12 protein-coding genes are annotated in these 12,642 nt (G+C 70.2%); 4 read left to right on the top strand and 8 right to left on the bottom strand.

What is annotated here, in order from left to right; genetic code table 11:
• Positions 1-9: 9 nt before the first annotated feature.
• Both edd and P7V53_RS09135 read right to left on the bottom strand, forming a co-directional pair.
• Positions 10-1,824 carry a phosphogluconate dehydratase gene (gene edd / locus P7V53_RS09140; RefSeq protein ID WP_280155175.1) on the bottom strand — a complete coding sequence of 605 codons (1,815 nt, stop codon included), beginning with the start codon at positions 1,822-1,824 and terminating at the stop codon, positions 10-12.
• 58 nt (positions 1,825-1,882) lie between these two features.
• Positions 1,883-2,413 carry a hypothetical protein gene (locus P7V53_RS09135; RefSeq protein WP_280155174.1) on the bottom strand — a complete coding sequence of 177 codons (531 nt, stop codon included), beginning with the start codon at positions 2,411-2,413 and terminating at the stop codon, positions 1,883-1,885.
• Positions 2,414-2,559: 146 nt separating this feature from the next.
• Between P7V53_RS09135 and P7V53_RS09130 the strand changes: the two genes are divergently transcribed.
• Positions 2,560-3,165, top strand: a complete 606-nt coding sequence (locus P7V53_RS09130) for a gamma-glutamylcyclotransferase (protein ID WP_280155173.1) — start codon at positions 2,560-2,562, stop codon at positions 3,163-3,165.
• Between the two features lie 12 nt (positions 3,166-3,177).
• Here P7V53_RS09130 and P7V53_RS09125 read toward each other — a convergent pair whose 3' ends face one another.
• Positions 3,178-3,810, bottom strand: a complete 633-nt coding sequence (locus P7V53_RS09125) for a nucleotidyltransferase family protein (RefSeq protein ID WP_280155172.1) — start codon at positions 3,808-3,810, stop codon at positions 3,178-3,180.
• Positions 3,811-4,042: 232 nt separating this feature from the next.
• Here P7V53_RS09125 and pdxH point away from each other — a divergent pair, with 232 nt between their 5' ends.
• On the top strand, positions 4,043-4,678 hold the full coding sequence (gene pdxH, locus P7V53_RS09120) for a pyridoxamine 5'-phosphate oxidase (RefSeq protein WP_280155171.1): 636 nt from the start codon (positions 4,043-4,045) through the stop codon (positions 4,676-4,678).
• Positions 4,679-4,682: 4 nt separating this feature from the next.
• On the opposite strand, the gene P7V53_RS09115 is transcribed toward pdxH, so the two are convergent.
• The 3 genes from P7V53_RS09115 to msrA form a co-directional block, all read right to left on the bottom strand.
• Positions 4,683-6,767 carry a TonB-dependent receptor gene (locus P7V53_RS09115; protein WP_280155170.1) on the bottom strand — a complete coding sequence of 695 codons (2,085 nt, stop codon included), beginning with the start codon at positions 6,765-6,767 and terminating at the stop codon, positions 4,683-4,685.
• Between the two features lie 113 nt (positions 6,768-6,880).
• Entirely contained in the window at positions 6,881-7,258 is a 378-nt protein-coding gene (locus tag P7V53_RS09110; protein WP_280155169.1) for a hypothetical protein, read from the bottom strand.
• A 27-nt stretch (positions 7,259-7,285) separates the two neighbouring features.
• Positions 7,286-7,816 (bottom strand): peptide-methionine (S)-S-oxide reductase MsrA, encoded by a 531-nt coding sequence (gene msrA, locus P7V53_RS09105; protein WP_280155168.1) that lies wholly within the window; start codon positions 7,814-7,816, stop codon positions 7,286-7,288.
• Positions 7,817-7,914: 98 nt separating this feature from the next.
• Between msrA and P7V53_RS09100 the strand changes: the two genes are divergently transcribed.
• Positions 7,915-9,111, top strand: coding sequence for an acyl-CoA dehydrogenase (locus tag P7V53_RS09100; RefSeq protein ID WP_280155167.1), 1,197 nt, complete (start codon positions 7,915-7,917; stop codon positions 9,109-9,111).
• A 6-nt stretch (positions 9,112-9,117) separates the two neighbouring features.
• Here P7V53_RS09100 and P7V53_RS09095 read toward each other — a convergent pair whose 3' ends face one another.
• Positions 9,118-11,199 (bottom strand): TonB-dependent receptor, encoded by a 2,082-nt coding sequence (locus P7V53_RS09095; protein WP_280155166.1) that lies wholly within the window; start codon positions 11,197-11,199, stop codon positions 9,118-9,120.
• Positions 11,196-11,702, bottom strand: coding sequence for a cupin domain-containing protein (locus P7V53_RS09090; RefSeq protein ID WP_280155165.1), 507 nt, complete (start codon positions 11,700-11,702; stop codon positions 11,196-11,198). The genes P7V53_RS09095 and P7V53_RS09090 overlap by 4 nt, the downstream gene beginning before the upstream one ends.
• A 122-nt stretch (positions 11,703-11,824) precedes the next feature.
• Between P7V53_RS09090 and P7V53_RS09085 the strand changes: the two genes are divergently transcribed.
• On the top strand, positions 11,825-12,637 hold the full coding sequence (locus P7V53_RS09085; RefSeq protein ID WP_280155164.1) for a YdcF family protein: 813 nt from the start codon (positions 11,825-11,827) through the stop codon (positions 12,635-12,637).
• Positions 12,638-12,642: the final 5 nt, after the last annotated feature.

Raw genomic sequence — 12,642 nt, 5'->3', positions numbered from 1 at the left:
TAGTGATGTTCAAAGCCAGGTGACGGCGCCTTCTTCGGCGCTCAGCACGTTGCGCCGCATGCCGCCGAAGAGATCGCGTCCCAGGCCATGGGCGTTGATGTCGCGATGCGCGTCGGAGAGCTGCGCGGTTTCGCGCGCCGCCCACTCGTCCGCGTCGACCAGCGCGTCGAGCGTGCCGGCCACTGCATCGAGCCGGATGCGGTCGCCGGTGCGCACCTTGCCGAGGGCGCCGCCGGCCAGCACCTCGGGGCTCACGTGAATGGCGGCCGGCACCTTGCCCGAGGCACCGCTCATGCGGCCATCGGTGACCAGCGCGACACGGAATCCCTTGCCTTGCAGGACGGCCAGCGGCGGCGTGAGCTTGTGCAACTCGGGCATGCCGTTGGAGCGCGGTCCCTGGAAGCGCACGACGGCGACCAGGTCGCGCTCCAGCTCGCCGGCCTTGAAGGCCGCAAGCAGCTCTTCCTGCGTCTCGAACACGATGGCCGGCGCCTCCACCACGTGCCGCTCGGCGGGCACCGCGGACACCTTGATCACCGCCCGGCCCAGGTTGCCCGTGAGCAGCTTCAGCCCGCCGGTCTCGCTGAACGGCGCCGCGGCGGTGCGCACCACGTGGTCGTCGCCACTCTTCGCAGGCAGCTGCGACCACACCAGCCGCTCGCCTTCGCGCTGCGGCACACGCGTGTAGGCGCCGATGCCGCCTTCGGCCACGGCCGCCACGTCGGCATGCATCACGCCGTGATCCAGCAGCTCGCGGATCACGAATCCGGGACCACCGGCGGCCTGGAACTGATTCACATCGGCACTGCCGTTCGGGTACACGCGGGCCAGCAGCGGCGTCACCTGCGACAGTTCGGAGAAGTCGGTCCAGTCGATGGCGATGCCTGCCGCGCGGGCCACCGCCACCCAGTGGATCAGGTGGTTGGTGGAGCCCCCGGTGGCCAGCAGCGCCACCATCGCGTTGACGATCACCCGCTCGTCGACGAGCTGGCCGATCGGCGTGAAGCGCCTGCCCTTGGTGATCTCGAGCACGGTGCGCACCGCTTCGCGCGTCAGCGCTTCGCGCATGCCGTCGTGCGGATGGATGAAGGCCGCACCCGGCACGTGCAGGCCCATGGCCTCCATCAGCATCTGGTTGCTGTTGGCGGTGCCGTAGAACGTGCAGGTTCCCGGGCCGTGGTAGGCCGCGGATTCCGCTTCGAGCAGCTTGTCGCGGCCGACCAGGCCTTGCGCGTATTGCTCGCGCACCTTGGACTTCTCGTTGTTCGACAGCCCGCTGCTCATCGGCCCGCCGGGCACGAAGACACAGGGCAGATGTCCGAAGTGCAGTGCGCCGATCAGCAAGCCCGGCACGATCTTGTCGCAGATGCCGAGCAGCAGCGCGGCATCGAACACGTCGTGCGTGAGGGCGATCGCCGTGCCCATCGCGATGGTGTCGCGCGAGAACAGGCTCAGCTCCATCCCGGGCAGGCCCTGCGTCACGCCGTCGCACATCGCCGGCACGCCGCCGGCGACCTGCGCCGTGGCACCCTGCTGGCGCGCCTCGTCGCGTATGACGGCCGGAAAGCCCTCGTACGGCTGGTGCGCGGACAGCATGTCGTTGTAGGCGTTGACGATGCCGATGTTGGGCGCCCGCTCGGCGACGACGCGCAGCTTGTCGTCGGAAGGCAGAGCGGCGAAGGCATGGGCGACGTTCGCGCAGCCCATGCGCTCGCTGCCGCGCGGCCGGTCGATGGCGCGCTGGACGCGCTCGAGGTATTCGGCGCGGCTCTTGGCGCTGCGATCGCGGATGCGGCGGGTGACTGCAAGGACGGTGGGATTCATGGGCAACGCGCCGTGGAGGCGTGGATGTAACTCACAGCTGGATTGTGAGGTAACTTAGTTACAGCGTCAAATCAGGATCGACACGGGCCTGATGCGACGAGCCGTCGATGCAGCGCACCTCGCGCAGCCGGTCGGTCGACGGCGTGGTCGCGCCGTCACCGGGCCCGAGGTCGCACGACGCCGGCGCCTTCGCCATGCGGCCGATGGCGCCGTCGAAGTCCGCTGCCTGCAGCAATCGGATCTCCAGCGCATGGCCGCGCGACGCGCGCCACAGGTCGGCATAGCTCAGCTCGACGACCGCGTCGCGCGCGTTCAGGGTGTGTCCTGCGTCGCCGATCTTGACGAGGGGCGCCTCGATGCGCAGCCGCCCGAGCAGGCGCACGCGAACCGAGGCCGGCGTGTGGCCGTCGATCGAGAGGTCGACGCGCCGTTGCAGGACGCTCGCCATCCAGGGCTGGATCGCCTCGGCCAGGAAAGGCCAGCCGGCGACTTCGCATGCGCCGGCGGCCGTGACCAGGAGCGCGACACTGCCCGCCCACCAGGGCCAGCGGCGCGGATGCGAGGCGGCGGATGCGACGACGGGGTTCACGGGGCAGTTGTAGGCAGTGCAGCCAGGCCGGTCAAGCCGATTTCACATGCTGTGCCTGGCGCCAGGGACTTCGCTGTCGGGCGAAGGCGGCGTTGGCCGTGGGCTGCCTCCTACAAGCACCGGTGAGTTTCAATAGAGTCGCGCTCATGACGCCACATCCTCCTTCGCATCCGCGCCATCCGACGAACCAGCTCGCCCGCATCCGCGCCGAATGGGGCGGTCAGGCGGACCTGTGGGTGTTCGGCTATGCGTCGCTGATCTGGCGACCCGAGTTCGAGGCGGTCGAGCAGCGCCTGGCGACGGTGTACGGCTGGCATCGCGCGCTGGAGATGCTCTCCAACATCAACCGCGGCACGCCCGAGTGTCCCGGGCTGGTGTTCGCGCTGGTCGCCGGCGGCTCGTGCAAAGGCATGGCCTACCGCGTCGACCATGCACGCGCGCACCAGGAGCTCGAGCGACTGTGGCTGCGCGAAATGCCCACCGGCGTGTACGACCCGCGGTGGCTGCCGTGCCGCACGCCGCAGGGCATGGTGAACGCGCTGGCGTTCACGCTGAGCCGCAACAGCCCCAGCTACGTCGGCCCCGTGCCCGACGAGAAGATGATCGACATCCTGCGCAGGGCCTGCGGCCGCTACGGCACCACGCTCGACTACCTCGTGGGCACGGCCGCCTCGCTGCGGGGCTGCGGAATCCGGGACCGCGAGATCGAGCGGCTGGTCGCGCTGGCGCGCGATCACTCGCTCACGGCCTAGCGGAGTCGGGCCTCAGCGAGCGACAGGCGCCGCGTACGGCGGCTGCGTGGCGTGCGCCAGCCGCAGCTTCTCGAGATCGGCTTCGGTGTCCACGTCGAGCAGCACGCCCGCATCGTCGACGTCGACCCCGTGAGCAGGATAGCGCGCCACCAGCCGCTTCGCCCCCTCGTCGCCGGACAGCGTGACGAGCTCCGAATACAGCTCCGCCGCGAAGCCGACCGGGTGCCCGCGACGGCCGCGGTGCTGGGCGTAGGTGACCGGGTGATGCTCGAGTGCGGCGGCGACGGCCAGCAGCGTGGCCGGCTGGATCATCGGCATGTCGCCAGGCAGCACCAGCCAGCCGCTCGCCTGCGGGCGGGCCGAGACGCCGGCCGCAATGGAGTAGCCCATGCCCAGCGAGTGCGGCCCGGGGGTCCCGACCTCAGGCACGACCACCACGTCGCGCGAGGCGACATGGTGGCGCGCCGCGTCGGCCAGCGCTTCCGTGGTGACGACGATCACAGGGAGATGACTGGCGATCGCGTGGCGCAGCGTGGACCCGAGCACGCTCGATGCACCCAGGCGCTGCGTGAGCTTGTGCCCGGATGCTCCGAAACGAGAACCCGTTCCGGCTGCCAACACGATCACTGCCGGCCGCGATTTCATCTTCCCTCCAACGACGAGTGTTGTGCACCACGAATGCGCGCAACTCGCAAGGCGAGCCCGCGCATCTGAAGAATGGAAGGCGGATCGGGTTTCGGCCAGAGGGCGTCTACTTAAGGCATTTCACGTAGGCGTTTTTGGACACTCATTACAAGACGGTTACGGACGCTCGTGCTTTCACGCTGGCGGCGGGCGCAGTGCCATGGCGGCATCCTTGGGTTTCTATACTCGGCCCATGACCAACATCGCCGACCTGCGCAAGAGCTACGAACGCGCCGAGCTGGACGAGAGGGCGTCCGACGCCAACCCGCTGAAGCAGTTCGACCTGTGGTTCCACCAGGCACTGGACGCTCAGCTCCCGGAGCCGAATGCGATGACGCTGGCGACCGTCGGCGACAACGGGCGCCCCTCCACGCGGGTCGTGCTGATCAAGGGCTACGACGCGCGCGGCATCGTCTGGTACACCAACTACCAGAGCCGCAAGGGGCGCGAGCTCGATGCGCATCCCTTTGCCGCGCTGCAGTTCCACTGGATCGAGCTGGAGCGCGTGGTGCGCATCGAGGGACGGGTCGTCAGGGTCAGCGAGGAGGAGTCGGACGCGTACTACCGCACGCGTCCGCTCGACTCGCGCATCGGCGCCTGGGCCTCGCCGCAGAGCCAGGTCATCGCGTCTCGCGCGACGCTGGTCGCCAACGTCGCCAAGATCAGTGCGCAGTACCTGCTGAACCCGCCCAGGCCGCCGCACTGGGGCGGCTATCGCCTGGCGCCGGACCTGTGGGAGTTCTGGCAGGGCCGGCCTTCGCGGCTGCACGACCGGCTGCGGTACCGCGAGCAAGGCGGCGAGTGGGTTCGGGAGCGGCTGGCGCCGTGAGGCCTCAGAACGCCACCCGTATCCCCGTCTTCACCGATCGCCCCGGCAGCGGCGACAGGTCCCTCACCGTGCGAACCGTCGACGCGCTGTAGGCCAGCTCGTCGCCGACGTTGCCCACCTTCACGAACCACAGGCCGTCGCCCGGGCCGAGCTGCAGGCTGCGCGTCAGCGTGAGGTTGACGATGGTGTACGACGGCGTCGGCACGTCGGTGGCGGGGACGCGGTCCTGGCGGGCGGCATGGTCGACCTCGATGCGTCCGCCCCACGGCCCGCGGCGAGCGTCCAGTCCCACGAGCATGCGCAACGGCGCGATGCGAGGCAGCGGCTCGCCGGTGTCGCGGTTGGTGCCTCGGGTGAAGTCGAGCTTGCCGCTGGCATCCAGCTTCCATGCGGCATCGAGCAGCCGGTGGCGGCCTTCGAGTTCGATGCCGTTCATGCGAGCGCGCACCGGCCGGAACGCGTACTCGGCCACCGCCCGTGTGCTGCCGTCGTCATCGACCACGTCGACCGTGCCGCCGGTGGCCTCGAGGGAGATGAAGCGCGAAAAGCGAGACGCGAAGGCGCCCAGCCGCAGGTGATCCTCGCCGGACTTCCACAGCAGCGCGACGTCGAGATTGCGGCCGCGCTCCTTCTGCAGCGTCGCGTCGCCGCGCTCGAAGACGCCCGTCGCCGCGTGCAGGCCGTTCGCGTAGAGCTCGAAGGACGTGGGAGCCCGTTCGCTGACGCTCAGCGCACCGGTCAGCGACCACTGCGGCGTCAGCTTCAGCAGGTGAGACACCGAAGCGCTGCGCGGCGAGAAGCTGCGCTCGCTCGGTGCACCGAAGCGCGGATCGGCGCCGTCCTCGTCGCCTGCCGAGCGCACGCGGGCGTGTTCGATCCGCACTCCGCCGGTCGTGGTGCCGCCCGCCCACGCAAGCTCCTCGAGCGCGAACAGGGCCTGGCGCCTGGTGCGGGTGTCCGGCACGAAGGCCTCGTCGCCGAGGGCCGAGAAGTCCACGTCCTCGAACTGCGCGCCCACGGTCCCGCGAACGCTGCCCAGCGGCGCGTGCTCGGCCTCCAGGCGCAGCTCGCTGCCCCGGGTCTTGAACACCGTGCCGATCGCGCCGTCGGCTTCGACCTCCGCGTGGCGGTAGTCGGTGTAGTTGGCGTTGCCTCGCACCGCACGCAGCAGGCCGCCGCCGAGGTCCTTGGCCTCGAACGCCAGCCCGAGGTGGTCGCGCTTCATGTCGATGTGGATGCCCTCCTCGGCCGGCGTGCCGTAGACGTTGTCGTAGGTGTCGACGGAGAGACCGACGTGGCCGCCGCCGAAGAACAGCGATCCGCCGAAGGCGCCGCCGCGCGCGCGGCTGGCCGAGTTGCGCACGCGGTCCGCCTCGGGCAGCGCGCCGCCGTCCTGGAGCGGCGTGAAGCGCGGCACCCGCAGGTCGGAGGTGTTGCGCGCGAACGCATCGGCATGCAGCGCGTACTGACCGTTGCCCGTCTCGACCAGCGCCGCGCCGCCGCTCTCACTGTCGGCGCCGCCGACACGCAGCTCCGCCGCGCCGCCGAGCCCCTGCAGCGGCGTCTTCGGAATGCGGTTGTCGAGCGCGTTGACCACGCCGCCGATCGCGCTGCCGCCGTACAGCAGCGCGCCGGGTCCGCGCAGCACCTCGAGGCGCTCGACGATCAGCGGATCGATCGGCACCGCATGGTCGAAGCTCAGGCTCGAGGCATCGAGCGATGCGCCGGCGTTGCTCAGGATGCGCACGCGGTCGCCGTCGAGCCCGCGCACGATGGGTCGGCTGGCGTTGGGGCCGAAGTACGAGGAGGACACGCCAGGCTGGCTGTTGAGCGTCTCGCCGAGCGAGCTGCCGCGGCGCAGCACCAGCTCATCGCCGCTGAGCACGGAGACCGGCAGCGTCAGCTCGCCGCTGGCCAGCGGATTGCCGGTGACGACGACCTCCGGCAGGGTCGTCGAAGGAGAGCTGGCCTGGGACTGCGCGGTGGTCGCCGCGGGGGCGGACTGGGCCTGCACGGCCGGCACCAGGGCCAGGCAGGCGGCGCAGGCGATGGCCTGGCGCCGCATTGGAAACGAAATCGGCTTGTTCATGGGATCGGGACACATCTGAACCAGGGGCGAAGGCCGGGCGCGAACGGCCAGACTTTCGTTGGCCGCTACGGAGTGACGGCCAAGCGGAGGGCGGCGCGCTGCGCGCCGCGGGTTCAGACGAGGGCGGGTGGACCGCGGGCGAGGAAGCCGGCCGACTGTGCAGCGATGTGCCACGACGCGTGGGGCTCGGCGGGAGTGGCCGGCTGCGTCACTGGCAGCACCAGCGCCGGCACGCTCCACAGCGCGTCGGCGTGCGTCAGCTGGTCATAGAGGTCGCAAGCGCCGCTGTCCTTGTCGTGACCGGCGAACAGGCGCTTGAGGCCGTCGGCCGCATGCGAGTCCACCCCGACAGCCGCGACGCCTGCGACAGCCCCGCCGCCGCCGTGCGCCAGCCGGTGCAGCAGGCCGAGCGTGTGCGCCATCACGAGCGACACCAGCACCGCGGCAATCAGCGCGGTGAAGCGGGTGGACGAGCGGGCGAAAGGAAACATGGCGGCCCGCGAGCATACCAACCCGGCTCAGGCCTTGACGCGGCTGGCGAAGGTCTTGCGGAACTTCTCCACCTTGGGCGCGACGACGAACGCGCAGTAGCCCTGCTCCGGATGGTTGGCGAAGTAGTGCTGGTGGTACTCCTCGGCGCGGCTGTAGCTGGCCACCGGCTGCAGCTGCGTCACCGCCCGCCCCTGATGATGGGCATTCACCTGCGCCAGCACCTCGCGGGCGATGCGCTCCTGCTCCGGCGTGTGGAAGAAGATGCCCGACCGGTACTGCGTGCCGACGTCATTGCCCTGCCGATCGAGCGTGGTCGGGTCGTGGATGGTGAAGAAGATCTCGAGGATCTCGCGCAGCGTGATCCTCTCGGTGTCGAAGGACACGCGCACCACTTCGGCATGGCCGGTGTCGCCGCGGCACACCTGCTCGTAGGTCGGGTGGGCGACATGGCCGTTGGCGTAGCCCGACTCCACCGCGGTGACGCCGTCGACCTTTTCATAGACCGCTTCCAGGCACCAGAAGCAGCCGCCGCCGAGAGTGATGGTGTCGATGGTCATGCTGGCCTTTCGTGTGTTTGCGACAAGGATTTTCAGCGCAGGGGCGGTATCCCCACGCGCCTATCATCAGTCGCACCCGATCCGTGGAGGCTTACACCATGAGCAGCACATTCAGATGGGACGATGCCTTTCGCCTCGACGACCAGCTTGGCGACGAGGAACGCGCGGTGCGCGACGCCGCGCACCAATACTGCCAGGAGCGGCTGCAGCCGAGGGTGCTCATGGCCGCGCGGCACGAGCGCTTCGACCGCGAGATCATGAACGAGATGGGCGCGCTGGGACTGCTCGGCTCCACCATCCAGGGCTACGGCTGCCCGGGCGTCAACCACGTGAGCTACGGACTCGTCGCGCGCGAGGTGGAACGCGTGGACAGCGGCTATCGCAGCGCGATGAGCGTGCAGAGCTCGCTCGTCATGCATCCCATCCACGCCTACGGCAGCGAGGCGCAGCGCCAGAAGTACCTGCCGCGGCTGGCCACCGGCGAGTGGGTCGGCTGCTTCGGACTCACCGAACCCAACCACGGCAGCGACCCCGGCAGCATGCTGACGCGCGCCCAACCGGCGGATGGGGGCTTCCGCCTCAAGGGCAGCAAGATGTGGATCACCAACTCGCCGATCGCCGACGTGTTCGTCGTGTGGGCCAAGCTTGCCAACGCCGACGGCACCGTGGGCGGCCAGGAAGCGATCCGCGGCTTCGTGCTCGAGAAGGGCATGGCCGGGCTGAGCGCGCCCAAGATCGAGGGCAAGATGAGCCTGCGCGCGTCGATCACCGGCGAGATCGTCATGGACGACGTGTTCGTGCCGGCGGAAAACCTGCTGCCGAACGTGAGCGGTCTGAAGGGACCGTTCGGCTGCCTGAACAAGGCGCGCTACGGCATCGCGTGGGGGGCGCTCGGCGCCGCCGAGTTCTGCTGGCACGCCGCCCGCCAGTACACGCTGGACCGCCAGCAGTTCGGGCGCCCGCTCGCGGCCAACCAGCTCATCCAGAAAAAGCTCGCCGACATGCAGACCGAGATCACGCTGGGCCTGCAAGGCTGCCTGCGCGTGGGCCGCCTGCTCAACGAGCACAAGGCGGCGCCCGAGATGGTCTCGTTGATCAAGCGCAACAGCTGCGGCAAGGCCCTCGACATCGCGCGCATGGCGCGCGACATGCATGGCGGCAACGGCATCCACGACGAGTTCCACGTCATCCGCCACATGATCAACCTCGAGACGGTGAACACCTACGAGGGCACCCACGACATCCATGCGCTGATCCTGGGCCGCGCGCAGACGGGCATCCAGGCGTTCAACTGACGCGCGCTACAGGGCCCGCTTGGCCGTCAACGCCAGTGTCCAGTTGCGCGGCAGCGCGGGCTCGAAGAAGCGCTTGTTCGCCTCGTTGACGATCACCGAGCCCGCATAGCGCTTGTCGCCGGCGTTGTCCAGCCGAAGCAGCGCTGCGAGCGTCCAGCCGCCCACGTCCCGCGACGCCCCGCCGCGCAGGTTCAAGACGGTCGCCGCCGGCGCCGCGTCCTCGTTGGCGTCGTTGACGAAGAGCTTGCCCGTGTGCACCACCTCCACCGCGGCATGCAAGCCCGGGCGCGGCATCCACACCAGCTCTGCGAACAGACTGCGCTCCGGCGTGCCGGGCAGCCGGTTGCCGGCCGGCACGGTGACTGCCGAGGCGCCGCTGCCGCTCACGAACTCGTCGACAAAGCGGGCCCGAAGCGCCGTCAGGCTCCAGTGGGTGCGCCATGTCGCAGCCATGCGGCCGGCATAGGCCAGCTCGACGCCGCGCCGCGAGGTGCGCCCCGCGTTCTTGAAGGTGGAGCGTCCGCCTGCATTGGTGTCGACGACGATCTCGTCGTGCGTCTCGATGTCGAACAGCGCGACATCCACCCGGTGCGCATCGGCGACGCGCCATTTCGCGCCGAGCTCGGAATGGCGGCTGCGCGAGGCGCGCAGATCGGTGTTGAGCCCGGTGGCGGCCGGCCGATACGACAGCTCGGTGAAGGTCGGCGTCTCGAAGCCGCGCCCGGCATTCGCGTACAGATTCAGATCGGACGTGACGCGCCACGCGATGCCGGCAACCGGATTGGTCGCGCTATAGGCCAGGCTGCCGCTGTCGTCCGGGTTGTCCGGCAGCACGATGAAGCGGTCCTGCGAGCGGAAACTGACGCGGCTTGCACGGGCCCCCAGCGTCAGCGTCCAGCGTGGATCGACGTCCCAGGCGGCCTGCGCGAACACATCGCGGTTGCGTACGGTGTTGAGCTCGTTGCGCTTCAGGTCGCCTCGCTGGCCGCCGTCGTTGATGTAGCCCTGCCGGTCCTCGCGCATGCGGTCGAGCTCGACCCCGGCGGTGAGCTGCAGCGTCCGCTGCGCATCGAGGCGGATCCGGTGCGAGACCTGCGCCGCCGCGCCGGCGTAGACGCGTGCGAATTCGACGATGCCCCCGCTCGAGGTCGGCGCCTGCTGTGCGGCAAGCGGCGTGGACAGCGCATTGTCCAGGTCTCGCCCGCCGACGTAGGCGCGCGCGGTCAGCGTGGTGTCCTCGCCCAGCCGGTGCTCGACCACGCTGCCGAGCTGCTGCTGGCGCACCGACTTGCGCGCGTCCTGTGCGGTCGCGGCAGCGGCAGCGCGCCGCGGGTCGGCCTCCCACAGCGCACGCGTGAGACCGAGCGGGTCCTGCGACACCGGCTGGTCGATGGCGTTAAGGACCACGCTGAGGCGGGTCGCCTCGCCCAGCCGAGTGCGCCAGCGCGCGTTGAGCTGACCGCGCTCGGCCTCGCTGTGCTCGCGATACCCGTCGGTGCGGAAGTGCGAGACGTCGACCGTCAGCCCTTCGCCTTCGCCGGCGCTGCGGCTGAACTTGGCCCCGATCTTGCGCTGGCCGTACGGACCGGCCGCGCCGGACAGCGTGGCCGTCGGCCGCTCGGCGTCGTCCTCGGTGAACACCTGCACGACGCCGCCGGCCGCATTGCCGTAGAGCTGCGCCAGCGGCCCGCGCAGCACCTCGATGCGCCCGGCCGAGCTCAGCACGACGGTCGACGCCTGGCCCTGGCCGTCGGGCATGGTCGCCGGGATGCCGTCGACGATGACACGCACCCCCCGGATGCCGAACGTGGAGCGCGCGCCGAAGCCGCGGATCGAGAGCTGCAGGTCCTGGGCGTAGTTCTGCCGGTTCAGCACGCTGATGCCGGGCACGCGATTCAGCGACTCCGACAGGTTGACCTGCGGGCCGGCCGATTCGATCGTGTCGCGGGTGACGGCGGTGATGGCCGCCGGCGAATCGAACGCCTTCTGCTCGCCGCGCTGCGCGCTCACCACCACCGGATCGAGCACGACGACCTGCGCCTGCACGCCGGCGGCCGCCACGAGCAGGGCCGAAGCGGCCCGCCTCATGGCTCGCCATCCCAGTAGTCGAGGTCATCCTTGTCGCGGTGCATGCGATTGAACGCCGGTCCCTCGCCGGCCGGGCGGGCCATTGCGAGGTACTTGCCCGAATCCGGGTACTCCACGATCTCCGGGGTCTCGCGCGTGCTGATCGACAGGTACTGCAGCGGCATGCTCGACGTGTTGATGATCTGGTGCGGGTACTCGGGTCCGGGCGGGATGAAGATGGTGTCGCCCGCCTCGATCGGCAGCATCTCGCCCGCCACCCGCAGCGTGCCTTCGCCGCTCAGCACCACGAAGGCTTCTTCCTGCGCGTGATGGAAGTGATACGGGCAGCCGCGCATGCCCGGCGCCAGGGTATCGATGCTGATGCCCAGCTTGCTCGCGGCGGTGCCGGGCGCCAGGCGGGCGCACTGGGTGTCGTACAGCGGCGGGCGATGTTCGCGCTCGCGCTCGACCTGGTTGAAGTTGCGGATGAGCTTCTGCCGAAGCTGCGCGCTTCTGTCGGTCATGGACTCTCCTGGTGGGGAAGCCCCGCATGATGCTGCCGCGGGCCGTCCAGGCCAAGCCCTCGGGATCCCTCATCGCGCTGCGGCACAATCGCGGCCCCTCGTCCAAGGCCCTTTCCCATCGCATGAACAGCGTGTTCGCCTCCGTCGGCATCGAAGCGTGGAAGCCGATCCTGACCGCGCTGGTGCTGCCGCCGGTGCCGCTCCTGCTGCTGGTGGTGGTGGGTGCGTGGCTGCTGCCTTTGCGGCGGATTCTTGGCTGGACGCTGGTTGTGCTGGGGGTCGCAGGCGTGTGGCTGTCGTCGACGATGGCCGCGGGACGATGGCTCGAGGGCGTCCTCCTGCGCGTTCCGCCGGCGCTGAGCGCGGAGCGCATCCAGGCCATCAAGGCCGAGGCGGTAGCGCACCAGGCGGCGATCGTCGTGCTCGGCGGCGGCGTCGAGCCTTTCGCGCCGGAGTACGGATCCGGCAGCCTGGCGGCCGCGTCGCTGGAGCGCTTGCGCTACGGCGTGTGGCTGAGCCGTGAAACCGGCGTGCCGGTCGCGTTCAGCGGCGGGCTGGGCTGGGCGCAATCGCGACAGCGCATCGGCGAAGCCGAGGTTGCGGCACACATCGCGTCACGCGAGTTCGGGCTGCCCCTGCGCTGGGTGGAGACCCGCTCGCGCGACACGCGCGAGAACGCCGCATTCGCGGTGCCGCTGCTGCAGAAGTCGGGCGTGCGGCACATCCTGCTGGTCACCCACGGCTGGCACATGCCGCGGGCCCAGCGCCAGTTCGAGGCGGCCGCCCTGGCGGCCGCGATCCGCGTCGAGGCCGCGCCGATGGGGCTGGGGGACGGGGCGTCCCTCCTGGCGCTCGACTGGCTGCCGAGCGCCGATGGCCACCAGCGCGTGCGCCAGGTGCTGCGCGAGGCAGTCGGCCGGCTGGCGCTCGCCTGACCCGA

The sequence above is a fragment of the Piscinibacter sp. XHJ-5 genome (genome assembly GCF_029855045.1).
Lineage (GTDB): Bacteria > Pseudomonadota > Gammaproteobacteria > Burkholderiales > Burkholderiaceae_C > Albitalea.
This window is presented reverse-complemented; position numbering and strand designations above follow the sequence as displayed.

Coding starts and splice junctions, on each gene's coding strand:
- P7V53_RS09090 (WP_280155165.1), bottom strand. CDS start 11,702: ATGACCGACAGAAGCGCGCAGCTTCGGCAGAAGCTCATCCGCAACTTC.
- P7V53_RS09130 (WP_280155173.1), top strand. CDS start 2,560: ATGACGCCACATCCTCCTTCGCATCCGCGCCATCCGACGAACCAGCTC.
- P7V53_RS09085 (WP_280155164.1), top strand. CDS start 11,825: ATGAACAGCGTGTTCGCCTCCGTCGGCATCGAAGCGTGGAAGCCGATC.
- P7V53_RS09125 (WP_280155172.1), bottom strand. CDS start 3,810: ATGAAATCGCGGCCGGCAGTGATCGTGTTGGCAGCCGGAACGGGTTCT.
- P7V53_RS09115 (WP_280155170.1), bottom strand. CDS start 6,767: ATGAACAAGCCGATTTCGTTTCCAATGCGGCGCCAGGCCATCGCCTGC.
- P7V53_RS09095 (WP_280155166.1), bottom strand. CDS start 11,199: ATGAGGCGGGCCGCTTCGGCCCTGCTCGTGGCGGCCGCCGGCGTGCAG.
- msrA (WP_280155168.1), bottom strand. CDS start 7,816: ATGACCATCGACACCATCACTCTCGGCGGCGGCTGCTTCTGGTGCCTG.
- pdxH (WP_280155171.1), top strand. CDS start 4,043: ATGACCAACATCGCCGACCTGCGCAAGAGCTACGAACGCGCCGAGCTG.
- edd (WP_280155175.1), bottom strand. CDS start 1,824: ATGAATCCCACCGTCCTTGCAGTCACCCGCCGCATCCGCGATCGCAGC.
- P7V53_RS09100 (WP_280155167.1), top strand. CDS start 7,915: ATGAGCAGCACATTCAGATGGGACGATGCCTTTCGCCTCGACGACCAG.
- P7V53_RS09110 (WP_280155169.1), bottom strand. CDS start 7,258: ATGTTTCCTTTCGCCCGCTCGTCCACCCGCTTCACCGCGCTGATTGCC.